This is a genomic window from Pantoea sp. EA-12, from assembly GCF_030053355.1.
Classification (GTDB): domain Bacteria; phylum Pseudomonadota; class Gammaproteobacteria; order Enterobacterales; family Enterobacteriaceae; genus Pantoea; species Pantoea vagans_C.
In genome coordinates, this window is sequence record NZ_JASGBY010000005.1 from 111,240 (window position 1) to 137,104 (window position 25,865).

A 25,865-nucleotide genomic window follows, 5' to 3' on the forward strand; every position below is an offset into this window, starting at 1 on the left:
CATCCCTGCGCCCATACTGCTTCCCTGCTTCCTGTCACCGGTCTTATTAAACCGTGGTGTTTTGGTGCGGTTGTTGCAGCAGCTCCTCCAGTGAAACGTTCACGCCTTCCAGCGTAACCAGTTGAGTGCTGCTGTACGCCGTACCTGTCCCATCACGGTCAATCGAGAGCACGGTATTGCCATCTGAAGTATGATCCACTTTCACGAAATCATTAATATTACTTGTGGAATCATTCCAACCAATTAGCAAGTTACTGACGTCAATTTTGTCGCCTTGCGCAACATTAAAGTCGGTCCAGGTATCGTGGCCGTTACCGCCAGTGGAGTCTGCGCTTGCCAACAGGTGATACACCAGGGTGTCTGCGCCGGCACCGGTAGTGATGGTGTCGTTATAGGCACCGCCGGTAATGGTGTCAGCCCCCGCCGTACCAGTGATGGTCGGATGCAGGTCAATGGTGAACGAGTGCGTGGTAATGGTGCCATCTGTCGCTGCCAGCGTGTAACTGAACACCTCTTTATGCAGCAGACTTTGTCCATCAACCCCTGCATTCAACGTATAGGTGTAGCTACCGTTGGCTGCAATACTCAGCACACCATAGTCACCCGCAATCGACGTGGTACCCACACTGTGAACCGTTGTGACATCACCGTGTTCATTAGTGATGCTCAAGGTTCCGGTATGCGTCGTCGAGTCACCGTAGATGCTGCCGCTGGCATCGTGCTCGCTGGTCGAGGTGGTCTCCGCCAGTAGACTATTGGCTGCCAGCAAGCTCGTTGCCGCTCCGTTATGCAAGGTAACCGTCAATGTCGCAGAAGTGACTGCACCACTGGCATCCCTCACCGAGTAGGTGAAGGTGTCTGCTGTTGGCAAGGTATCGATATTCAGCCCTGCTTTCAGCGCATAGGTGTAGTTACCGTGCGAATCGATGGTCAAGGTGCCGTAGGTGGTATTGATCACCGTGTTAGCCGTCGTGCTGACTGCGCTACCCGAAACCGTTGTCACCAGCGTGCCGGACGGAACAGTGCCCGCCACTGAACTGGTGTCATTGGTCAGCAGGTTGCCCGTGACCGTTGCCGCCACTGTCACCGCCATCGTGGTGTAATCCGACACCGTACTGATGGTGGTGGTTGGCAACAGACTCACGCTGACGTTAGAACCAATCACCACCGCATAGGTACCGGTGCCCAGATTGGTATAGGTCACGTTGGCACCGGTTTGCGTACCGAGCGAAATCAGGCCAGTAGACAGATAGCTACCACGGGTGTTGATCAGCAACCAAGTGCCATTGGTTTGTTGCTCATACAGGTAGAGTGAGTAAGTGGAGATCAGACTGATACCGCTGACAGAACCATTGAGTGTGATGGTACGTGTATCGTCAGTACCTACGCTGAACACATAGGCGTTACCATTCGACAACACGCTGGCATTCACAATCGATCCCAACCCAACGTTAGCCAGAGCAGTGTGTGAAACACTGGTGGTTCCGTTATTTATCGTGGCATTGGTGGTGCTGTAATCCACTTCGTTGGTATCGTTGGTTGCCACAATACGGATGGCCCCGGTCAACGATGCAGAAGGTGACACGTTACCTGCGCGGTCAGTCTGGATAACCGACAGCGAGGCTCCGGTAGTTTGCGCCGTGCTCAAGGTCACCGACCAGGTACCCGCCGCTCCTACTGTCGCCGTACCCAGCGAGTTACCACTGGCATCACGGACCGTGACGGTATCCCCCACTTCACCGCTACCCGTGACGGTAGTGCCCGCGGCGTTAATCGCCAGATTAGTCACCGCAACCGGTGCTACCGTATCGACGTTCACGGTGGCCGTCGTGTTACCGGTACTGACGTTACCTGCCGCATCCGTGACGGTGGTGCTCAATGGATGCGCACCGTTCGCCAGAACAGCGGTGGTGTACGTCCAGGTGCCTCCACTGCCCACGGTCACTGAACCCAAAATGGTGGCACCGTCGTAGATGGTGACAATCGCGCCCACCTCCGCTGTACCACTCAAGGTTGGCGTGGTGTCTTTGGTATACGCGCCATTCGCCAGCGTCACTGGCGTGGTGCCGGTGTCGTCAGTGATGGTCAGCGTCGTTGCCGTAGGTGCCACAGTATCAATGGTCAGCGTGGTTGAAGCCGTCGGGCTGACGTTGCCCGCCGCATCGGTTTGCGTCACGTTGATGGTGTGAGTACCGTTGCTCAGCGTAGTAGAGATCAAGCTCCAGGTGCCATTGCTGCCCACGGTGGTGCTGCCGAGCAGCGCACTACCGTCGTAGACTCTGACAATTGCGCCGACCTCACCATTACCACTCAACAATGGCGTATTATCGTTGGTTATCCCGTTATTAGGGATAGTCACCGCCGTACTGCCGTTGTTGTTCGCCGCCACCAGGCTCGTCACGGCTACTGGAGCCACCGTATCGATGATCACCGTGGCAGACGTCGTGCCGCTGAGGTTACCCGCAGTATCCGTTACTGTGACGCTGATAGGATGTGAGCCTTGGCTGAGGACCGCTGTCGTAAAGGTCCATGCTCCGTTGCTACCCGCCGTCACGGTTCCCAGCAAGAGGCTGCCATCATAAATGGAGACCTTGCTGCCAGCTTCCGCGGTTCCGCTCAGTGTTGGGGTGCTGTCATTGGTTGAGCCACCGCTTGGCACTGTGGTGTTGGTGACATCATTGGTGATCACCAGCGTTGAGGCGGTCGGTGCCGTAGTATCAACCGTAATCGACACAGTAGCCGATGCCGTGCTGGTATTACCCGCAGCATCTTTCACTGTCACGCTTAACGGATGAGTACCCTGACTTAACGCCGCCGTGGTGAAGGTCCAGGCCCCGGTGTTACTCGCCGTGACAGAGCCGAGCACCGTGGTGCCATCATAGATGGTAACAATGGCATTCGCCTCAGCTGTGCCGCTCAAGGTTGGGGTGGTGTCATCGGTTACCGCACCGTTCGCCAGAGGCCCCTGAACCGATCCCACATCATCGGTGATCACCAGATTGGTCACCGGTGCCGGCGCCACAGTATCAATGGTCAAGGTGGTGGAGACCGTTGGGCTGACATTGCCTGCCGCATCCGTTGCGGTGATGTTCAGCGTATGCGCGCCATCCGCCAGAGTGGTGGAGATAAAGCTCCATGTCCCGTTACTGCCTACCGTAGTGGTACCCAACAGCGTGGTGCCATCGTACACACTGATTTTCGCGCCAATCTCGCCTGAGCCAGTCAGCAATGGCGTGCTGTCATTGGTGGATCCATTATTAGGAATGGTCACCGCCGTGCTGCCATTGTTGTTCGCCGCCACCAGGTTGGTGACTGCTGCTGGCGACACAGTATCGATGGTCACCGTAGCGGAGGTGCTGCCGCTGACGTTACCCGCTGCATCGGTCACAGTGACACTGATTGGATGCGAGCCTTGCGTCAGCACACCGGTGGTGAAGGTCCATGCGCCGTTGCTGCCAGCGGTGGCCGTACCCAGCAAAGTACTGCCGTCGTAGATCGACACTTTGCTGTTGGCTTCTGCTGTACCACTCAAGGTTGGCGTACTGTCGTTGGTGGAACCACCGCTCGGCACCGTCGTATTGGTGACGTCATTGGTTATCACCAGCGTAGAGGCAGTCGGCGCTACGGTATCAACAATAATCGATACCGTCGCTGACGCGCTGCTCACGTTGCCAGCCGCATCTTTCACCGTGACACTCAACGGATGGGTGCCATTGCTGAGGCTGGTCGTCGTGTAGGTCCATGCACCTGTACCGCTCGCGGTGACAGAACCCAATACCGTTGTACCATCATAAATGGTGACGATGGCGTTCGCTTCCGCTGTACCGCTTAGCGTTGGCGTGCGGTCATCGGTGTAAGAACCATTGCTCAAGGTGCCCTGAATCGTACCCACATCATCAGTGATCACCAGGTTGGTCACCGGAGCCGGGGCGGCCGTATCAATAGTGAAGGTGATGGAAGCATTCGGACTGACGTTGCCCGCTGCATCTGTCGCCGTCACATTGAAGGTATGGCTGCCATCCGCCACCGTTGGCGAGGTGAAGCTCCATGCGCCATTGCTACCGGCAGTCACAGAACCCAGCAGCGAGGTGCCATCGTAAACTTTCACGATGCTGCCTGCTTCCGCCGTACCCGTCAGCTGAGGTGTGTTGTCGTTGGTACTGCTGTTCGCCGCAATCGCCACCGGGGTACTGCCGTTGTTGTTGGCAGCCGCCAGTCCGGTAACCGCGACAGGAGCGACCGTATCAATGGTCACGGTTGCGGACGTTGTACCGCTGACATTACCTGCCGTATCCGTGACGGTAACATTGATCGGATGCGATCCCTGGCCCAGCGTAGCCGTGGTGAAGGTCCAGGCCCCATTGCTGCCTGCCGTGGCCGTGCCCAACAGCGTGGTGCCATCATAAATCGACACTTTACTGCCTGCCTCAGCCACACCGCTCAACGTTGGCGTGCTGTCGTTAGTTGTCCCTCCGCTTGGTACCGTGGTGTTTGTCACGTCATTGGTGATCACCAGCGTAGAAGCGTTTGGTGCAACCGTATCCACCGTAATGGAAACCGTCGCTGAGGCGGTGCTGACGTTACCAGCAGCATCTTTAACGGTCACACTCAACGGATGTGTACCGTTACTCAGTGCCGCAGTCGTGAAGCTCCACGCCCCAGTTCCACTCGCAGTGGTTGAACCCAACACTGTTGTACCATCGTAAATCGTGACAATTGCGTTCGCTTCCGCCGTACCGCTCAGAGTAGGTGTGTTGTCATCCGTCACCGCACCGTTAGCCAATGCCCCTTGCGTGCTACCAAAATCATCAGTCACGACAAGGTTAGCTACTGGTGCTGGTGCTGCGGTATCCACCGTCAGTGTGATGGAAGCCGTTGGGCTCACGTTACCTGCAGCATCACGTGCCGTGACGTTGAAGGTGTGCGCGCCATCTGCCAGCGTTGGGGTGGTGAAACTCCAGCTGCCGTTGCTGCCTGCCGTCACCGAACCAATGATATTAGTGGCACCATCGCGGATAATCACTGTACTGCCCGCTTCCGCCGTGCCGCTCAACGCAGGCGTATTGTCATTGGTGCTGCCGTTATTGGCGATCGCCACTGGCGTGCTGCCGTTGTTATTGGCTGCCGCCAGGCCAGTTACCGCAACAGGCGCCGTGGTATCCACGATGACTGTGGCCGTGGTGGTACCACTGACATTACCCGCCGCATCGGTGACCGTCACGCTTAATGGGTGTGAACCCTCCGTCAAGGTACTGGTGGTATAGGTCCATGCCCCATTGCTGCCTGCCGTGACTGAACCCAGTACAGTGGTGCCGTCACGAATGATCACAATACCGTTGGCTTCAGCCGTGCCGCTAAGCGTAGGCGTATTGTCATTGGTAGAGCCACCATTTGGCACCGTGGTACTGGTGTTGTCGTTAGTGACGACCAGCGTCGACGTTGTAGGCGCAACCGTATCGACTACGACAGTGAAGTTGCTTGCCGCACTGCTGTTTCCTGCCGCATCACGTACGGTAACGCTGAGCGGATGGGATCCCTCACTCAATGCCGCCGTGGTGAAGCTCCAGGTACCATTGGCTGCGACCACAACCGAACCAAGCACGGTTGTGCCTTCACTGATAACAACCGTATTACCTGCCGTTGCCGTACCGCTTAAGGTTGGCGTGGTGTCATCGGTTGAACCACCGTTTGCCACATTGCCCTGCACGGCACCCACGTTATCGTTAACCACCAGACCGCTCACGCCTGCCGGTGCCGATGTCACCACCGTGAAGGTGATAGATGCATTCGGGCTCACGTTGCCCGCGGCATCAGTGGCTGTCACGTTCAGAGTATGCAAGCCATCAAGCAGCGTACTTGAGGTGTAACTCCATGCTCCAGTGCTGCTTGCGGTCACGGAACCCAGCAAGGTGCTGCCATCGTAAATTTTCACGATGCTGCCCGCTTCCGCGGTACCGCTCAACGCAGGAGTGTTGTCGTTAGTACTGCTGTTATTGGCGATGGCCACTGGCGTGCTGCCGTTATTATTGGCAGCGGCCAGACCCGCTACGGCATTTGGTGCCGTCGTATCCACAACCACCGTGGCAGTGCTGGAGGCCACGCTGGTATTACCCGCAGCATCGGTGGCACGCACGGTCAGTGCATGGCTGCCCTCCGTTAAGGCGGTACCCGGAGTGAAGGTCCATGTCCCCGTGCCAGTGGCCGTGGTGGATCCAATCGCAGTGGTACCATCGTAAATGGTGACAATGCTGTTGGCTTCCGCTGTACCGCTCAGGGTTGGCGTGCTGTCGTTGGTCGAGCCGCCATTTGGCACCGTGGTGCTGGTGACATCGTTGGTGACCACCAGCGTCGCCGCGTTAGGCGCCACGGTATCCACCGTGAGGTTGACGGCAGCAGAACGCGGGCCCACATTGCCTGCGACATCCGTGACTGTCACGCTCAGCGCATGAGCACCCTGACTGAGGGTAGGAGAGGTAAAGCTCCATGCCCCAGTTGCACTTGCGGTGGTAGAACCGATAACTGTATTGCCATCGTAAATGGTGACGATACCGTTAGCTTCAGTCGTACCCGTAAGCTGAGGCGTACTGTCGTTGGTGGTGCCGTTATTGGCGATCGGCACTGGCGTGCTGCCGTTGTTGTTAGCGGCCGCCAGGTTAGTGACGGCAACCGGTGCAGTGGTATCAATGGTGATCGCAATGGCATCGGATTGCACACCATTGTTCCCAGTGGAATCAGCAACAATGACCGAGAACGAATGCTGCCCGTCTGGCAATTGTGCAGTAGTGAAACTCCACTGCCCATTAGCACCTGCGGTGACACTGCCTAACTCCGTTGTACCGTCATAGATGTAAACGATGTTTCCAGCGGTGGTTGCACCACTGAGCACTGGCGTGCTGTCATTAGTATTCGCACCATCAGGTAAATTGACGAGGGTGCTGCCATTATCATCCGTAATTTGCAACGTACTCGTCGCCGGTGGCAGGCCCGCTTCAATATCTAAGGTGAAGGCTGGGCTCGCCGTACTGACGTTGCCCGCTGCATCCGTAACGGTAAAGGTGAAGCTATGGCTACCATTGCTTAGCTCCGTTCCCGGCGTGAAGCTCCATGTCGTGCCGGTGACCGTTGCCGTTCCCAGCAGCGTCGTGCCGTCATAAATTGAGACAGTCGTACTGCCCGCATCCACGGTACCGCTGAAGGACGGCGTGTTGTCATCGGTTGTTGCACCCGATGCCAGCGTACCCGTGCTGGTACCGGCATTGTCAGTCACCGTCAGGCTGGCAAGCGTGATAGCGCTTGGCGGTGCAGTATCAACATTCACAGTGATCGGCGTGGCCTGTGCACTGGTGGTGCCCGCCGCATTGGTTACCGATACCGTATACGCATGAGCACCATCCGCAACGGTGCTGGTTTCGAAGCGCCACACACCGTTCTCGGCCACGATGGTGGTGCCGATCAGCACGTTATCCTGGTAGAGATTAATGGTGGTCCCCGCGACACCTGTACCCCGTAATACTGGCGTGTTGTCGTTAGTGTAACCGTTGTTCGCGACCTGGAAGGCGGTGGTATTGGCGTTATTGTAAACGCCAAATGTCAGTACTCCCGCCGGTGTTGAGGTGTCGACGGTCAGGGTGACCGAAGCCTGCGAACTGACGTTTCCGGCCGCATCGGTTGCCGTGACGTTCAGTGTATGCGTCGCGTCACTCAAGGTACTGGTGGTGATGCTCCAGCTACCGTTGGCTGCGGCCTGCACTGATCCCACCAGCGTTGTGCCATCGTAAACCCGCACAATACTGTTGGCTTCAGCCGTGCCGCTGATAGCTGGCGTGTTGTCGTTGGTGGTACCGCCATTGGCAATCGTCGTTGGCGTACCGTTGTTATTTTGCAGCAACAGTCCGCTGACCGGCTGCGGCGCTGTTGCGTCGATGAGCACGGTGAAGTTAGACGATGGCGAGCTGACGTTACCGACTTCATCCGTCACGGTGGCAGTCAGAGTGTGCGAACCATCCGTCAACGCCGGTGAACTGAAGCTCCAGGTCCCACCACTGGTGGCAACGGTTGAGCCAATCACCGTGGTGCCGTCATAAATGGTGACTAAGCGTCCGGCTTCCGCAGTGCCACTCAACAACGGCGTATTGTCGTTGGTGGTCGCGTTGTTTGGGACAGTGACTGGCGTGCTGCCGTTGTCATTCTGCACCGTGAGCGTAGCGGCCACTGGCGCGGTGGTATCCACAGTAAATGTCGTCGCTGTGGAGGCCGTGCTGACGTTACCGGCAGCATCTTTTGCCGTGGCAGAAAGGGTATGTGTTCCATCCAGCAACGTGGGGGACGTAAAGCTCCACTGACCATTGCTACCGACAGCCGTACTACCCAACACCGCAGCGCCATCCAGGATAGTGATGATGCTACCAGCCTCACCCGTGCCGCTCAGGAACGGTGTATTGTCATTGGTGGTACTGTTGGCGGCTATCGTTACCGGCATGACACCCTCATCATTGCTGATGATGATGCCTGCTGGCGTGGTCGGTGGTGTGGCATCGATGGTGGCACTGATGGTACTGGTGCCACTCACGTTACCGGCCGTGTCTGATGCCACCACACTGAACGTATGTGTACCATCCGCCAGAGCCGTGGCTGGCGTGAAGGTCCAGGTCCCCCCACTACCTACCGTTGTCGATCCTAATACGCCGTTCTGATCAGAGATGGTTATTATGCTGCCCGCCAGACCAGAACCACTCAGTACTGGTGTGCTGTCGTTGGTCAAGCCTCCGTTAGGGATATTCACTGAGCCGCCACCAATATCATTGGTCAGCGTCAGATTGGTTGCCGCTGGTGGCGCCACCGTATCCACGGTAACGGTAATGGTTGAGCTCGCACCACTGGTGTTGCCTGCCGCATCCTTCACGGTGACGCTCAGAGTATGAATGCCATCGGTAAGAGTGGGTGAGAAGCTCCAGGCTCCTTGTGCATTAGCCGTCACGGTGCCCAGAACCGTTGTCCCATCCAGGATGGTAACAATGCTGTTCGCTTCTGCTGAACCGCTCAGGACCGGGGTGCTGTCATTAGTCGTACCGTTGTTGGCGATTGGCACTGGCGTGCTGCCGTTGTCATTGTTGAGCACCAATCCTGTCGCTGCAGTCGGCGCCACACTATCAACGGTAAAGTTAATGGCCGGCGAGTTAGCACTGGTGTTGCCAGCGGCATCGCTCACCGTGACACTCAGACTGTGCGCACCTTGCGTTAAGGTATTGGTGGTAAAGTTCCAGCTACCATCACCGTCAGCCGCAACTGACCCTAAGAGGGTGGTGCCATCGTAAACTTTCACGATGCTTCCCGCTGTTGCCGTACCCGTCAACTCAGGCGTGGTGTCGTTGGTGATCCCACCCGATCCGATAGGTACCAGCGTATTGCCTTCGTTATTGTTTAACGTTACGGCCGTAGCCGCGTCAGGTGCGACGGTATCCACATTCACCGTCACTACCGCAGAGGATGGGCTGACGTTACCCGCTGCATCGGTGACGGTAATGCTGAGCGGATGGCTACCATCCAGCAACGTTGTGGTGGTGAAGCTCCATACCCCTTGTGCGTTGGCGGTTACGCTGCCAATCGCGTTACTACCATCGTAAATAGTGACCAGACTGTTAGCCGTCGTCGTACCGCTCAACGCTGGCGTGTTGTCATTGGTATAGCCGCCATTAGCAATCGTCACTTCCGGCGTCACATTATTGTTGTTGACCACGAAGTCCGGGGCAGCCGGTACAGTGGTATCCACAGTAATAGAGACCGTGTTACTTGCTGTACTGACATTGCCAGCGGCATCCGTTGCCGTCACGGTCAGAGTATGCGATCCATCGGACAGGGTTTGCGTCGTGAAACTCCACGCACCTTGCCCATTGGTGGTGGTGCTACCGATTAGCGTTGTGCCGTCATAAATCTTGATCACGCTATTCGCTTCAGCAGTGCCACTCAACGCTGGGGTGCTGTCATTGGTCACGCCAGTGAGCGTATTGCCCGCATCGTCCTTCGCTACCACATCGGTGACCGCTGTTGGCGCAACCGTATCGACGGTGAAAGCAATCGCTGTAGATGGCGTGCCAACGTTACCCGCCAGATCGGTTTCCGTCGCCGTCAGGCTGTGACTGCCCTCTGCCAAGGCTGGTGATGGCGTGTAACGCCAGGTGCCGTCACTGCCAACAATGGCCGTACCCAGCACAGTGGTGCCGTCACGTACCGTAATGGTGCTGCCTACATCGCCGGTTCCACGCATGATTGGCGTAGAGTCGTTGGTGGAAGTACCAGAAGCGATGGGTATCTGTGTACTGCCGTTGTTGTTGCTCAGCGTGACCGCACCCGGTGCGGCTGGTGGCGTAGTGTCCACGGTGAAAGCTACAGCTGCAGAAGGTGCGCTTACGTTACCTGCTGGATCGGTGACTGTGGTAGTCAGGCTATGTGCCCCTTCACCCAAGACCGGTGAAGTGAAGCTCCAACTACCATTCGTACCGACAGTGACCGAGCCCAACACATTACTGCCGTCGGACACAATGACCACGCTGCCGGCTTCAGCCGTACCACTTAACACTGGTGTGGTGTCATTAGTGGTGCCGTTGGTCACCGCCACTGGCGTACCGCTCGAATCATTACTCAACTGCAACCCGGTGGCTGGGTTCGGTGCCTGAGTATCGACAGTAAAGTTGATGGCCGTAGTGGGTGAGCCGGTATTTCCAGCGGTATCCGTGACGGTAGCCGTCAGACTGTGCACCCCTTGGCTTAATGCCGGTGTAGTGAAACTCCATGCCCCACCCACTCCGGCAATCGCAGTACCCAACACGGTGGTACCATCGCGAACAGTGATGGTGCTGCCGACCTCTGCCGTACCGCTTAACACTGGCGTTGTATCGTTGGTGGCACTTCCTGAAGCAATGGCCGAAGGCGTGCTGCCCGCATCATTATTCAGGACCACATTGGTTGCCACGGCTGGTGGTGTGAGATCCACCGTGAAGGCGATAGCCGGCGAAGCCGGGCCAATGTTACCTGCCGCATCCGTGACAGTGGTGGTCAGACTATGCCCACCCTCAGTCAGGGTTGGCGTGTTGAAACTCCAGCTGCCGTTACTGCCTACGGAGACAGAACCAATTGCTGTGTTGCCATCATAGATGGTCACCACCGAACCGGCATCTGCCGTCCCGGTCAAGCGTGGTGTGGTGTCGTTTGTTGCGCCCTCATTCGCAATCGGCACGCTGGTTCCGCCGTTGTCATTGCTGAGTTGAAGGTTGCCAGCAACATCCGGGGCGGTGGTATCCACTATCACCACTACCGCGCTGGTTGGCGCACTGACGTTACCTGCGGGATCCGTCACCGTCACCGTCAGGCTATGGCTACCCTCGCTTAATGGGGTAGCTGGCGTAAAGGTCCAGATGCCATCCTCATCAACTGCGGCGCTACCCAGTATGGTATTGCCATCGCGAACGGTTACAACACTACCCGCTTCAGCGCTGCCGCCCAAGGTCGGGGTGGTGTCATTAGTGCTACCGCCACTCGCTATCGGTGTGCCGCTGTCGTTGCTGAATTGCAGCCCTGTAGCCGTGTCTGGCGCTTGTGTATCGACCGTGAAAGTGACAGGCGCAGACGGATCGCTGACGTTGCCAATCGGGTTAGTCACGGTGGTAGTCAGGCTGTGTTCACCCTGACTCAATGCCGGTGAGGTGAAGGTCCAGTTGCCATCACCATCGACCAATGCGGTACCCAATACGGTATCGCCGTCCAGAACCGTGACGGTACTGCCCACTTCCGCCGTACCACTTAGCACTGGCGTGGTGTCGTTGGTCGCACCATTGGTGATCGCGACCGGTGTACCACTTTGGTCATTGCTCAGTACGATATCTGCAGCCACTGGCGGTGGCGTGGTGTCGATGGTGAAGGTCAGTGCATCCGACGCCGGACCTTGGTTGCCCGCCGCATCAGTGACAGTGGTTGTCAGACTGTGATCGCCCGCCGCCAGTGGGGTGGATGGCGTGAATGTCCAGCTCCCGTTGCTGGCAACCGTTGCCGAGCCCAATACTGTGGTGCCATCCAATACCGTGACAGTACTGCCCGGTTCTGCCGTACCACTCAACACTGGCGTGGTGTCATTGGTGGTGCTGCCATCAGCAATCGGGGTGTTGCTACCATCATTGGTCAATTGCAGGCCGGATGCTGCGGTTGGGGCTGTGGTATCCACATTCACGACGATCGGCGTTGATGGCGCACTGGTGTTACCCGCTGGGCTGGTCACGGTAGCCGTGATGCTGTGATTACCCTCGCCGAGTGGATTTACAGGGGTAAAGCTCCACTCCCCTCCACTGCCCACGACCACTGTACCCAGCACTGTGCCACCGTCCGTGACGGTGATGACGCTGCCTTCAGGTGCTGTTCCACTCAACACTGGGGTGTTGTCATTGGTCGGTGTGCCCGACGTGATAGGCACGGGGGTGCTGCCTTCATCGTTGCTTAACTGAACATTACCCGGGGCGGCCGGAATGCTGGTATCAACGGTGAAGTTGACCGGTGTAGAAGCATCGCCGGTGTTGCCTGCCGTATCGGTTACTGTCGTTGTCAGGCTGTGAGTACCATCCCCCAATGTTGGGGAGGTGAAGCTCCAGTTGCCGTCATTACCCACAACCACTGAACCCAGGGCAGTACCATTATCGGAGACCGTTACCGTGCTGCCGGGTTCCGCACGCCCGCTCAAGACAGGTGTCGTGTCATTGGTGACACCACCTGTAACAGGAACCGTTGTGCCAGACTGGTCGGTGCCCAGTTGCAGATCGCTGGCTGCCGCTGGCGCTGTAGTATCGACAATCACAATCACTGCCGTGGTAGCAGGTCCTGTATTTCCCGCCGGATCGGTCACCGTGGTAGTCAAACTGTGGCTGCCTTCGCTCAACGGATCTGTTGGCGTAAAGCTCCAGGTTCCGTCACTGCCAACGGTCGCTGTGCCCAGCGGCGTAGTGCCATCGGTCACGTTCACCGTGCTGCCAGGTTCCGCTGTGCCGCTCAAGGTTGGCGTGGTGTCATTGGTTGTTCCGCCCGCCGTGATGGCTGTGCCATCATCATTGGTCAGTTGGACACCACTCGCAGCCGCTGGCGGTTGGGTATCAACGTTGACCGTTACCGGTGCTGATGCCGGGCCAGTGTTCCCTGCCGGATCAGTGATCGTTGATGTCAGACTATGATCACCATCACTCAGCGTTGGTGTGGTGTAGCTCCAGTTACCATCATTATCCACCGTTGTGGTGCCCAGTACGGTCGTGCCATCTGAAATGGTCACGGTACCACCCGGTTCACCAGAACCACTCAGGGTTGGCGTGTTGGTATTGGTGCTGCTGCCGGTTGGAATCGGATCACCTGCCGGGTCCGTTAATTCAACACCGGTCGGTGCGGTAGGAACAACCGTATCTATAGTGACAGTGATGGTTGGCGTATCCGCCGTCGCACCCGTGGTTGGATTGGTGGCGATAGCATGGAAAGCATAGGTGCCGTCAGCAAGGGTAGCTGGAGTAAAGCTCCACTGTCCGCTGCTATCAGAGGTTGTGGTACCCAACACTGTGGTGCCGTTATAGACGGTGATCAGTTCGTTCGCGCCAGCCAGACCGCTGATAATCGGTGTGCTGTCGTGTGTGCTGGAGTTATTTTCCAGTTGAACAAAGGTGCTGCCGCTGTCATCCGAAACCACGATCAATTCATTAGTGGTCGGCACGCCGGCATCAATATTGACGGTAAATGCCGGAGAAGCCGGGCTGACATTACCCGCTGCATCGGTAACGGTAGTGGTCAGATTATGCTGACCATTCGTCAATGGTGCATCTGGTGTGAAGGTCCAGCTGCCATTGCTGCCAACCGTTGCCGTTCCCAGTAACACGGTGCCATCGTAGACACTGACGACACTGCCCACTTCCGCATTACCACTCAGCGTAGGCGTGCTGTCATCGGAGGTTGCCCCCGACGTTAACGCATCACCCGCGTCATTACTCACTACCAGCCCACTGACGGCGGCTGGCGCGCTGGTATCTACGCTGAAAGTCATAGGTGTGGTGGCTGGGCTAACATTGCCGGCAGCATCCGTTACCGTTGTGGTCAGGCTATGATTGCCCTCCCCCAGTGCCGGAGTGGTAAAGCTCCAGTTGCCGTTATCACCTACAGTAACGCTGCCCAGCACGGTGTTGCCGTCGCGTATGATGACCACACTTCCCGCTTCCGCGGTGCCGCTCAGCACCGGCGTCGCATCATTGATCACGCTACCCGTTGTCACAGGTACTGCTGTACTGCCCGCATCGTTAGTCAGTTGCAAATCACCTGCAGCATCTGGCGCGACGGTATCGACAGTGATGTTCAGAGTTGGCGTATCAGTGACATTGCCAGCGCTGTCAGTGATGGTCCCATGCAGTGAGTGAGGGCCATCACTCAAGCCACTGATTCGATAAGCCCATTGACCATTGCTGCCAGCCGTGGTGCTACCCAGCAATAGCGTGCCGTCATACAACGTAACGATGTTGCCAGGCGTTGTGACACCAATCAGCACTGGACTGGCATCATTAGTGCTGGCGCCATTTGCCAATGTCTCAACGGTGTTGCCGTTATCGTCAATGACTTCCAACGTCGTAGTAGCTGTTGGCAGCCCTGCTTCGATGTTGACCACAAATGGTGGGCTGGCGGGACCCACGTTTCCTGCCGCATCGGTGGCTGTAATGGTAAAGCTATGCGATCCGTTGCTAAGTGCTGGTGTGGTGAAGGACCAGGTTCCATCGGTATTCACCGTGACATTGCCCAGCAATGTCGTACCGTCATAGATACTCAACAAGGCATTCGGTTCACCGGTGCCACTCAACGTCGGCGTGTTGTCATCCGTCACATCGCCGGAATTCAGATCGCCCTGCGAATCACCGACATTATCTGCCACCACGACGCCACTCACCGCCGCCGGTGGTGTGGTATCAACAGTGAAGGTGATCGGAGACGAGGCGGGTCCGGTGTTGCCTGCGGCGTCGGTGACTGTAGTGGTCAGGCTGTGATTGCCCTCACTCAGGGCCGGAGAGGTAAAGGTCCAGTTACCATCGCTACCAACGGTGGCACTGCCCAGCACATTGGTGCCATCAAGCACGGTAACGGTACTGCCAGGCTCAGCCGTGCCACTCAGGACAGGCGTGTTGTCATTGGTTGTCTCACCAGAAGTCACAGGCGTGACAGCGCTGCCGTTGTTGTCGCTAAGTTGCAGATCGCCTGCCGCCGCTGGCGCAACGCTATCAATAGTGATGTTGATGGTAACGGAGTTGGTTGGATTGCCAGTGCTGTCAGTCGCGACAGCCTGGAAGGCATAGGTTCCGTCTGCCAGTGACGCTGGCGTAAAGCTCCATTGACCATCCGCGCCTGCGGTGGTGCTGCCCAACACGGTGGTGCCGTTGTAGAGCGTAATGATGTCCCCAGCCGCAGCCAAACCGCTCAGAATCGGCGTTTTGTCATGGGTGCTGGAGCCATCCGGCAGAACTTTCAGCGTACTGCCACTATCGTCTGTTACCTGCAAGGTACTGGTGGTCGGTGGTACGCCGGCATTCACGGTCAGGCCAAAGCCGGTGGTGGCTGGGCTGACATTGCCTGCAGCATCGGTGACGGTGACGCTTAATGTGTGCGCACCGTTGCTCAGGGTTGGTGTGGTAAAGCTCCAGTTACCGTCACCATCTGTTGCCACACTGCCAAGCAGCGTGCTGCCATCGTAAACTTTCACAATGCTGTTGGCTTCAGCATTACCGCTCAGGGTTGGAGTGCTGTCGTCAGTGGTGGCACCCGCAGTCAGTGGCCCGGTTGTCGCGCCAACATTATCGCTGACGACGAGATTACTGGCACCCGCTGGTGCCTGGGTATCCACGGTGAAGGTAATCGGATCTGTCGCCGGGCTGGTATTGCCCGCAGGATCGGTCACCGTGGTGGTCAGGCTGTGGCTGCCTTCGCTCAGCGTTGGGGATGTAAAGTCCCAGGTGCCATTACTGCCCACCGTCGCCGTACCGAGCACGGTATCACCATCACGGATGGTGACCGTGCTACCCGGTTCAGCGGTACCGCTCAAGTGCGGCGTAGTGGTGTTGGTGGCACCGCCAGAAGCGATCGGCTGTACCGTACCGTTGTCGTTATCACTGAGTTGCAGGCCGCCTGCTGCATCTGGAGCAAGGGTATCGATAGTAATCGCGATGTTTGGCGTTTGCGTCACATTGCCATCGGCATCGGTGACAGAAGCGTGGAAGTTATAAGTGCCGTCTGCCAGTGCTGCTGGCGTAAAGCTCCACTGCCCATTGCTATCAGCAACGGCAGAGCCAATCACCTCGGAGCCGTTATAAAGCGTGATCACTGCGCCCGCAGTGGCCAGGCCACTCAGAGTTGGCGTGCTGTCATGTGTGCTGTCCCCGTTGCTCAATTGCACAAGGGTATTGCCAGAGTCGTCGGTGATTTCCAGCGAGGTGGTGGCCGGAGGTAAACCTGCGTCTACGGTGATGTCATAAGCGGAGCTGGCTGGACCCACGTTTCCTGCCGCATCCGTCTGCGTTACCGTCAGGCTGTGTGAACCATTGCTCAGCGCCGGAGTGGTAAAGCTCCAGGTACCATCAGTACCCACCACGGCGGTGCCGATCAGTGTGTTGTTGTCGTAAACACTTACGACAGATCCTGCCTCACCCTGTCCGCTCAAGGTCGGCGTGCTGTCATTGGTGGTGCCGCCATTCAGAACGGTTGATGACGTGCCATTGGCATCGCCCGTCATCGAGAGATCGGTTGCCGCAGCAGGGGCAACGGTATCGACAGTGAAGGTGATGGTGGTGGCTGCACTGGTATTGCCTGCCGCATCGGTGGAGGTGATGCTGATGGTGTGGCTACCTTGGCCCAACTCAGGGCTGGTGAAGCTCCAGCTACCGTTGCTGCCCACGGTGACGCTTCCGAGAATGGTATCACCATCGCGGATGGTAATAATACTGCCGGCTTCGCCTCTGCCACTCAGCTGTGGCGTAGTGTCGTTAGTCGAGCCGCCGTTAGTGACAGGCAAGACCACTGAGCCGGCGTTGTTTGAGACCGTTAAATCACTCACCGCATCTGGCGCGGTGGTGTCCACGGTAAAGTTGATCGGGTCGCTTGCTGCACTGGTATTGCCAGCGGCATCGGTCACTGTCACCGTCAGGCTGTGAGAACCGTCCGCCAGTGCCGGTGAAGTGAAGGTCCACTTGCCATCAGCGCCCACCACAGCAGAACCGAGTAGAGTTGAACCATCGTAAATACGCACCGTGGCACCCGCTTCTGCGCTGCCACTTAAGGTTGGGGTATTGTCATCGGTGACGGAGCCAGCGGTGATGGCTCCCTGATAAGGCCCTACATTGTCGCTGATAGCCAGATCGGTAACAGTGCCTGGAGCCGTGGTATCACCCCCACCGTTATTCCCGCCGCCGTTGTTACCCCCGCCATTGTTGCCACCACCGTTATCGCCACCGCCGGTGTTGCCATCATTGACTGCGGCATTGCCGCCGCCACCGCCTGACGCGCCAGCAAACATGGCGCCCAAACCGGCCAGCGCCGCACCACCGATACCGAAGGCCGCGATAGTGCCGTCATTGGTAGTGTTTTCAGCTAACAGCCCTTCAGTGGTGTCAATGTTGACGTACTGGAAACCTTCAGTGCCGGGATCTTCAACCCACCACAGCGCGCCTTTATCGTCCTGCAGGACCAAATCGCTGTCGCCAGCTGTAGTATAAAAGTTATGGATTACAACAACTTCACCAGATTTGGTGGTGACAACTAAATCATTACCATTGCGTGTGAAAGACTTAATATCTGATTGATTAAGGTGAAGTTTAACCACGCTTGGCGCAGTTAAATTGACTTGGTTGCCATTAACGACTGTATCAACCGTCCCACCTTTAGGAGTGATAGAGATATTATTCATGTTATTGAAATCCCGCGCAGTTATTAAATTCCATAAAAACGCCCGGCATCCGTGGATACCGGCTTCAATAGCGAATAATCGATGCGATTATTCACCTTTTCTCTGGGGTGACCTCATACAGGCTGATGATGAAGTCACGCTGAGCCTTGTTAAGCCTCCATCCCAAAAAAGGGTCGGGTTTATTTCTCAACAACACGACGGGAGTAATGTCTTTATTTTCGATTGGGCGAGCACAAATCAGATGGAATGCGACAAACCCATTTTTAGACATTTTTGCTTCCCCGACGGAGTAGATTCAACCAGAGCCATTTCAGGATTTTTCAAGAAAATCAGACAAATAGACACTACCCCAGTGATAGCCCTGCATGCCGTAAATCTTCTTGTGTGCCAGCAGGTCAATGTGCGACTGGTTTTCAACTCCCTCGACGATGACGCCATCGCATAAATCGTTGAGGTGGTTGAGCAGCGTGTCAAAGATGTGACCGTCGCCAAATTGCCAAAAAAATTCTTTGTCAATCTTGACGATTTCAAATATTCCGCTATCAAGCATGGTCAGGTTGGAATATCCCGGACCAAAGTCATCAAGCCATAAAGGGGCGGGTGTCACTTTCGCGACACCTTTTAATATCAGGAGATCGGCGCTGTTAAATCGCGCGGTGAAAAATGCGGATATTTCTAAACGCATAAGCGTTAATTGAACCAGTTTTTCTTGTATTTCAGTATCTTTGAAAATACTGGCTACGATATCTCTATCCACATTGACACTAATGATCTGCTGAAATCCTTTCTGGTATAGCTGAATAAGTTTTCCGATCTGGTGGAGGAATAACTGCCATTTTTCGTCAGCAGGAAGCCGACTGAAGAACCCTGCATCCCTGTTTGGGTTACGTTTATTATTAATATCTGCATCATCTGCAAAACGTGTTAACAACTCCCACGCAATCAACTCGCCGGATATACTGTGAACGGGTTCCAGCAAGAAAATGTATTGTGGTTGAGCGCTCATTTCACCTCCCCCTCCGCAACTGGCTGATACGCCTGAAATGTCAGGTTTTCTCATGTAAGAAGTAAGGGAAACATCGATAAAACTTAACACGTTAACTGAAGCCTAACGTACAACTTACACTTTGAAAAATAGATTTCAGTAAATCTTTGGAGCTTCTTCAATCGTTTAAATCTATCAATAACCAAAGTAAATTTCTTTTAGTTTCATAAAATGATCAGATAATTCCTAGAAAAATTTAAGTTAAGACCTGCCTTGACATATAAAGAAAAAACGAACTCATTGATTTTAAATCATTAAAAATAAGTCAATGAAGTTGGTTTTTTATTTTTATCCTCAAGTGCATTTTATTTCATTCAGAATGCATGATTCCAATAAGCGCCAGAAAATATAGTTTCAGTTAGAGATTATTAAAATCTTAATGTTTAAATTTTGATTATACATAGCAAAGAAAACATAACAGTTTGACAGACTAATCCTTCAGAAATCAGTAGTTAAAGCAGGGTTATTGCGAGCCAAAGCGCAGCGGCATTTTTGCTTTATTAAAAAAATGAAGGAGATAGATAAACGCATTTTAAAAGCGTGTTTAATCGGGCAGGTTAAGATTTATTGAGGGTGACGTTCATCACACTTTAAATAAAAAATCTGGGTGATAAGAAAATTAAATGGGGGAAAATAAAACGGGCCCTAAAAAGGGCCCGTTTCGAGGCGGTTAACCTTACTCATCTTCGAGATAAGTGTAGCCATATAACCCACTTTCGAACTCTTCAAGGAACTGAGCACGAAGACCTTCATCGATGTCCTTTTGCTGCGTCACCTGATCGCGGAACAGGGTCATCAGATCGTTCGGGTTCAGCTGCACATACTGCAGCATATCGGCCACCGTATCGCCTTCATCCGACAGCTGCACTTCTACGCTGCCGTCAGGGAAAGCAAACACATCGACTGCTTCGGTATCACCGAACAGGTTGTGCATGTTGCCGAGGATTTCCTGATACGCCCCCACCATAAAGAAGCCAAGCATCGGTGGGTTATCGATGTCGTACTCAGGCATCGGCATGGTGGTAGCAATACCGTCGCCATCCACGTAGTGATCGATGGTGCCATCCGAGTCACAGGTGATATCAAGCAACACGGCACGACGCTGAGGAATCTTATTCAGTCCTTCCAGCGGCAGTACCGGGAACAGTTGGTCGATACCCCATGCATCCGGCATTGACTGGAACAGCGAGAAGTTGACGTAAATCTTATCCGCCATACGCTCCTGCAGCTCGTCGATGATCGGACGGTGGGCACGGTTGCTGGGATCAAGATGCTGCTGGATATAGTGACAGATGCTGAGATAAAGCTGCTCTGCCCAGGCACGCTGGCCCAGATCGTAAGTACCGGAAGAGTAACCGGTATGGATATCAAACAAGTCCATCTGGCTGTCGTGCAGCCATTCACGCAGCGAGCGACGCACGTTTGGCTCATGCATCTCTTGCCAAGTATCCCACAGGCTTTGAATCGGACGCGGCGAATCCACATCCGGCGCCACAGGCGTGCTGAATTCGTTGCGCTCTACACCAATGATGTTGGAAACCAGTACCGTGTGGTGCGCGGTAACCGCACGGCCCGATTCAGTGATCACCGTTGGATGCTCAAGACCATGCTCTTCACAGGCATCACCAATCGCCCAAATCACGTTATTGGCGTATTCGTTCAGACCATAGTTAACTGAGCAATCAGACTGCGAGCGTGTGCCCTCGTAATCGACACCTAAACCGCCGCCGACATCGAAACACTTGATGTTGACACCCAGCTTGGCCAACTCGACATAAAAGCGTGCCGACTCACGTACGCCGGTGGCGATATCGCGAATGTTCGACATTTGCGAACCAAGATGGAAATGCAGCAGTTGCAGGCTGTCGAGGCGGCCCGCTTTGCGCATGATGTCCACCAGCTGCAATACCTGCGAGGCGGCCAGACCAAATTTGGATTTTTCGCCGCCGCTTGACTGCCATTTACCGGAACCCTGCGAAGCCAGACGGGCACGAATACCGAGGCGAGGGATCACGTTCAGGCGCTCAGCTTCTTCCAGTACCAGACGCACTTCAGTCATCTTCTCGATCACCAGGTAAACCTTGTGACCGAGCTTTTCACCAATCAGCGCCAGACGAATGTATTCACGGTCTTTGTAGCCGTTACAGACGATCACCGAACGGGTTTTACCGGCGTGTGCCAGCACGGCCATCAGCTCGGCTTTAGAACCGGCTTCCAGACCCAGCGGCTCCCCCGAGTTGACCAGGGATTCGATAACACGTTTATGCTGGTTCACCTTAATCGGGTAAACCAGGAAATAGTCACCTTTATAGCCGTAAGATTCACGTGCGCGTTTAAAAGCGGCGTTAATCGAACGCAGGCGGTGCTGCAAAATCTGCGGGAAGCAGAACAACGCAGGCAAACGCTGGCCATCGGCTTCGCGCTCTTTTACCAGCTTAGCCAAGTCAACGCGCACTTCCGGTTGGTCCGGATCGGGGCACACGCTGATGTGCCCCAGCTCGTTGACGTCATAATAGTTATTACCCCACCAGGCAATATTGTAGGTACGCAGCATTCTGCTCGCTTCCTGATCGTTCATCGCCACCTCCTGCATTGAGCGGAGTACACCCTGTTCGCCAGCTGACGAACCCTTGATATTCTTCATGTCGTCAGACATCACGAACCTCAATTTTCCGTTGAAAAATTAAACAGTTGCCGGGTTTTGCTGTGGTCATTCCGGGTAAACATTTCCCCATCCTACTGAACTCCGGGTATCGGGTAACCCAGTACGTTGCTGACTCTAAGTGTAAAACACTGCGCCGACGTCAGTAAAAAACCGGCCGTAAAGCCAGTAATTTTCAAGACGCATGTCGAGTGAAACACAGCAACGGGAATGTGGGAATAGCTTAGCCGGCGCTCGTGTCGGGATAATGACCACAACACACAAAACATCGACGAGAGAAAAGAACAGAACTGGATTGGGGAAGCAGCCGCGTTTTATACAGCCTGACAGGTAAAAATGCAAAATCTTTGTCTGGAATCTGTGGAAGGTGTCAGGAATTTATTCCACTGAGTCGCTTGCGTAAACGTGCGGTATCTGAAAAAGCACTGGAAAAGTGCTCACTGAGTAACCTAGAATAGCCGTCCAGATGGTTTTCCATCTAAACTGGTTAACATCCAGGCGGTGTCGATGACATATATCAACACTCCCTACTGCTCGCGGCTTTGCCTGAAGGGGCGTCGAGTCGGCCTGGTCCACTTACGCTATGCAGTCGAATTCAAACCATTTGTAAGGTAAAGAACAGAATGGCTAAACACCTATTTACATCTGAGTCCGTATCAGAAGGACATCCTGATAAAATTGCAGACCAAATTTCCGATGCGGTGCTGGATGCGATCCTCGAACAGGATCCAAAAGCACGCGTGGCCTGCGAAACTTACGTGAAGACCGGTATGGTGCTGGTTGGCGGTGAAATCACCACCAGCGCATGGGTTGATATCGAAGAGATCACCCGTAATACCGTACGTGAAATCGGTTATGTCCATTCCGATATGGGCTTTGATGCGAACTCTTGCGCCGTACTGAGTGCAATTGGTAAGCAGTCTCCTGACATCAACCAGGGTGTTGACCGTAGCGATCCGCTGGAGCAGGGCGCAGGCGACCAGGGCCTGATGTTTGGTTATGCGACCAACGAAACCGACGTGCTGATGCCAGCACCGGTAACCTACGCACACCGTCTGGTGCAGCGCCAGGCTGAAGTGCGTAAAAATGGCTCACTGCCATGGTTGCGCCCGGATGCGAAAAGCCAGATCACCTTCCAGTACGATGGCGGCAAAATTGTCGGTATCGATGCCGTGGTGCTGTCAACTCAGCACGCTGAAGAGGTGACCACCGCCGATCTGCGTGAAGCGGTGATGGAAGAGATCATCAAGCCGGTTCTGCCTGCTGAGTGGGTCAACGCCAGCACTAAATATCACATCAACCCAACTGGCCGTTTTGTTATCGGTGGTCCAATGGGTGACTGCGGTCTGACTGGCCGTAAAATCATTGTTGATACCTACGGCGGTATGGCACGTCACGGTGGCGGTGCTTTCTCAGGTAAAGATCCATCGAAAGTTGACCGTTCAGCCGCTTACGCTGCGCGTTATGTCGCGAAAAATATCGTTGCTGCAGGCCTGGCCGATCGTTGCGAAATTCAGGTGTCTTACGCGATTGGCGTTGCTGAGCCGACCTCCATCATGGTGGAAACCTTCGGTACTGAGAAAGTCTCTACCGAACAGCTGACCCTGCTGGTGCGCGAGTTCTTCGACCTGCGTCCATACGGTCTGATTCAGATGATGGATCTGCTGAAGCCAATCTACAAAGAGACTGCCGCTTACGGTCACTTTGGTCGTGAGCACTTCCCGTGGGAGCAGACTGATAAAGCGGCTCAACTGCGCGAAGCGGCTGGCCTGTAATCAGAACATTCCCTCTCCCACCGGAGAGGTTGAAGAGATGCCCGTACATTGTGCGGGCTTTTTTTTTGCGCCCATTCACAACATTATGTTAACGATTACATTTTGAAATTCTTTTATTTTCGGTTATTTAGAGAATTTTCAGCGTAGTTATTCGGATTAAAATGCGTTATTTTCAGCGTCGTCTGATAGCCGATATTTAGAGTGATGTCAGAAACTTAAAGGGTGCTATACCTTACTGGTTACGTAACTATTTCAGGCGGAAAATGCTGGATTGCAGGGTTTCAGCGTGTGTAACCGATTACACTGATGTGATCGCTCTCACTTTTTTCCGTCGGCAGGTTTCATAACATTGATAAAAACAATGATAGTTAAACTTCGGAGGCATTATGCCTGGTAATACTCATAAGAGCAGAACATCGAACAAGATGATGACCTTGTTTGTCTGCTTCTTAGCGGCTCTGGCCGGCCTGCTGTTTGGCCTGGATATCGGCGTGATTGCTGGTGCCCTGCCCTTCATCGCAAAAGATTTCAACGTCACCGCACACCAGCAAGAGTGGATTGTCAGCTCCATGATGTTTGGTGCTGCCGTCGGTGCTGTGGGTAGCGGCTGGATGTCTTCTCATCTCGGTCGTAAAAAGAGCCTGATGGCGGGTGCCATCCTGTTCGTCATCGGTTCGCTGTGGTCTGCCATGGCAACGAATCCTGAGATGCTGATTGCGGCACGTGTGGTTCTCGGCCTGGCCGTGGGCGTCGCGTCTTACACCGCACCGCTGTACTTGTCTGAAATCGCGCCAGAAAAAATCCGTGGCAGCATGATTTCGCTATACCAGCTGATGATCACCATCGGTATTCTGGCGGCCTATCTGTCTGATACCGCCTTCAGCGATGCAGGCGCATGGCGCTGGATGCTGGGCGTAATCACCATCCCGGCGATTCTGCTGCTGGTGGGTGTGTTCTTCCTGCCAAACAGCCCGCGCTGGCTGGCGGCGAAAGGCGATTTCCGCAGCGCAGAACGCGTGTTAGCGCGTTTGCGTGACACCAGCGAGCAGGCCAAACGTGAGCTGGATGAAATTCGTGAAAGCCTGAAGATCAAACAGTCTGGCTGGCAGCTGTTCCAGAGCAACGGCAACTTCCGCCGTGCGGTGTTCCTCGGCGTATTGCTGCAGGTGATGCAGCAGTTCACCGGTATGAACGTCATCATGTACTACGCGCCGAAAATCTTTGAGATTGCGGGCTTCGCCAACACCACGCAGCAAATGTGGGGCACGGTGATTGTGGGTCTGGTGAACGTGTTAGCCACCTTTATCGCCATCGGTCTGGTGGATCGCTGGGGTCGTAAACCGACGCTGGTGCTGGGCTTTATCGTCATGGCGGCGGGTATGGGCATCCTCGGGACCATGCTGCACATCGGCATCAACTCGGCTGCTGCACAGTACTTCGCGGTAGCGATGCTGCTGATGTTCATCGTTGGTTTTGCGATGTCTGCTGGCCCGCTGATCTGGGTACTGTGTTCTGAAATTCAGCCGCTGAAAGGTCGCGATTTTGGTATTACCGTCTCTACCGCGACTAACTGGATCGCGAACATGATTGTCGGTGCCACCTTCCTGACCATGCTGAACACCTTGGGCAATGCACCGACCTTCTGGGTGTATGCAGGCCTGAACGTGTTCTTTATCCTGCTGACCGTGGCGCTGATTCCAGAAACCAAAGGCGTGTCGCTGGAGCACATTGAGCGTAACCTGATGTCAGGTAAAAAACTGCGTGATATCGGCCAGAAATAAGGCTGATTGAGCTGAACAAGGGCTGCCGGATGGCGGCCCTTTTTTATGCGATAAATCGCGCTCAGTTGATTCGGCGATAACAACCCCTTATCCTCCCAACATGAAAATTCCTCGCATCCCCATCGCACTCCAGCAAGCTGTAATGCGCTCACTGCGCCACTTTTTGCAGCTCGCCAATGAAAAGCTGGAACGTCACTTTGACGAGCCCAAGCTGGTTTATCAGCAGCGCGGAACCGCTGCGGGCACCGCCTGGCTGGAGAAATGGGAAATCCGCCTCAACCCGGTTTTATTGCTGGAAAACCAGCAGCCCTTTATCGATGAAGTCGTACCGCACGAACTGGCTCACCTGCTGGTATGGAAAACCTTTGGTCGCGTGCCGCCGCATGGCAAAGAGTGGAAATGGATGATGGAAAGCGTGCTCGGAGTGCCAGCGCGCCGTACGCACAAGTTCGAAATCGCCTCAGTGCGCAGTAACACCTTCCCCTATCGCTGCGGCTGTCAGCAACATCAGCTCACGGTACGTCGTCATAACCGCGTGCTGCGCGGTGAGAGCGAATATCGTTGCGTGCAGTGCGGTACGCTGTTGCAACCCGGTGAATTTACAGCACGTTAGTCCGCAAATCTGATATCCCCTCCCCTGCCATTCTGTTAC

The 25,865-nt window shown here is 55.0% G+C and carries 6 protein-coding genes; 3 read left to right on the forward strand and 3 right to left on the reverse strand.

Going from position 1 to position 25,865, the window contains the following annotated elements; translation table 11 throughout:
* Positions 1 to 46: 46 nt before the first annotated feature.
* The 3 genes from QMZ30_RS09530 to speA form a co-directional block, all read right to left on the reverse strand.
* Positions 47 to 17,950 carry an Ig-like domain-containing protein gene (locus QMZ30_RS09530; RefSeq protein ID WP_283227179.1) on the reverse strand — a complete coding sequence of 5,968 codons (17,904 nt, stop codon included), beginning with the start codon at positions 17,948 to 17,950 and terminating at the stop codon, positions 47 to 49.
* Positions 17,951 to 18,260: 310 nt separating this feature from the next.
* The gene (locus QMZ30_RS09535) at positions 18,261 to 18,956 is read right to left on the reverse strand and encodes an EAL domain-containing protein (RefSeq protein ID WP_283227180.1); all 696 of its coding nucleotides are present in this window, start codon (positions 18,954 to 18,956) and stop codon (positions 18,261 to 18,263) included.
* A 715-nt stretch (positions 18,957 to 19,671) separates the two neighbouring features.
* Complete coding sequence (gene speA, locus QMZ30_RS09540; RefSeq protein ID WP_071885721.1) at positions 19,672 to 21,651, reverse strand: biosynthetic arginine decarboxylase; 1,980 nt, start codon at positions 21,649 to 21,651, stop codon at positions 19,672 to 19,674.
* Between the two features lie 629 nt (positions 21,652 to 22,280).
* Between speA and metK the strand changes: the two genes are divergently transcribed.
* The 3 genes from metK (at position 22,281) to QMZ30_RS09555 (ending at position 25,826) form a co-directional block, all read left to right on the forward strand.
* The gene (metK, locus tag QMZ30_RS09545; RefSeq protein WP_039337079.1) at positions 22,281 to 23,432 is read left to right on the forward strand and encodes a methionine adenosyltransferase; all 1,152 of its coding nucleotides are present in this window, start codon (positions 22,281 to 22,283) and stop codon (positions 23,430 to 23,432) included.
* Positions 23,433 to 23,818: 386 nt separating this feature from the next.
* Positions 23,819 to 25,213: a sugar porter family MFS transporter gene (locus QMZ30_RS09550; protein ID WP_039337080.1), complete on the forward strand. Its 1,395-nt coding sequence runs from the start codon at positions 23,819 to 23,821 to the stop codon at positions 25,211 to 25,213.
* Between the two features lie 100 nt (positions 25,214 to 25,313).
* Positions 25,314 to 25,826, forward strand: a complete 513-nt coding sequence (locus QMZ30_RS09555) for a SprT family zinc-dependent metalloprotease (RefSeq protein ID WP_283227181.1) — start codon at positions 25,314 to 25,316, stop codon at positions 25,824 to 25,826.
* The last annotated feature ends 39 nt before the right edge of the window (positions 25,827 to 25,865 follow it).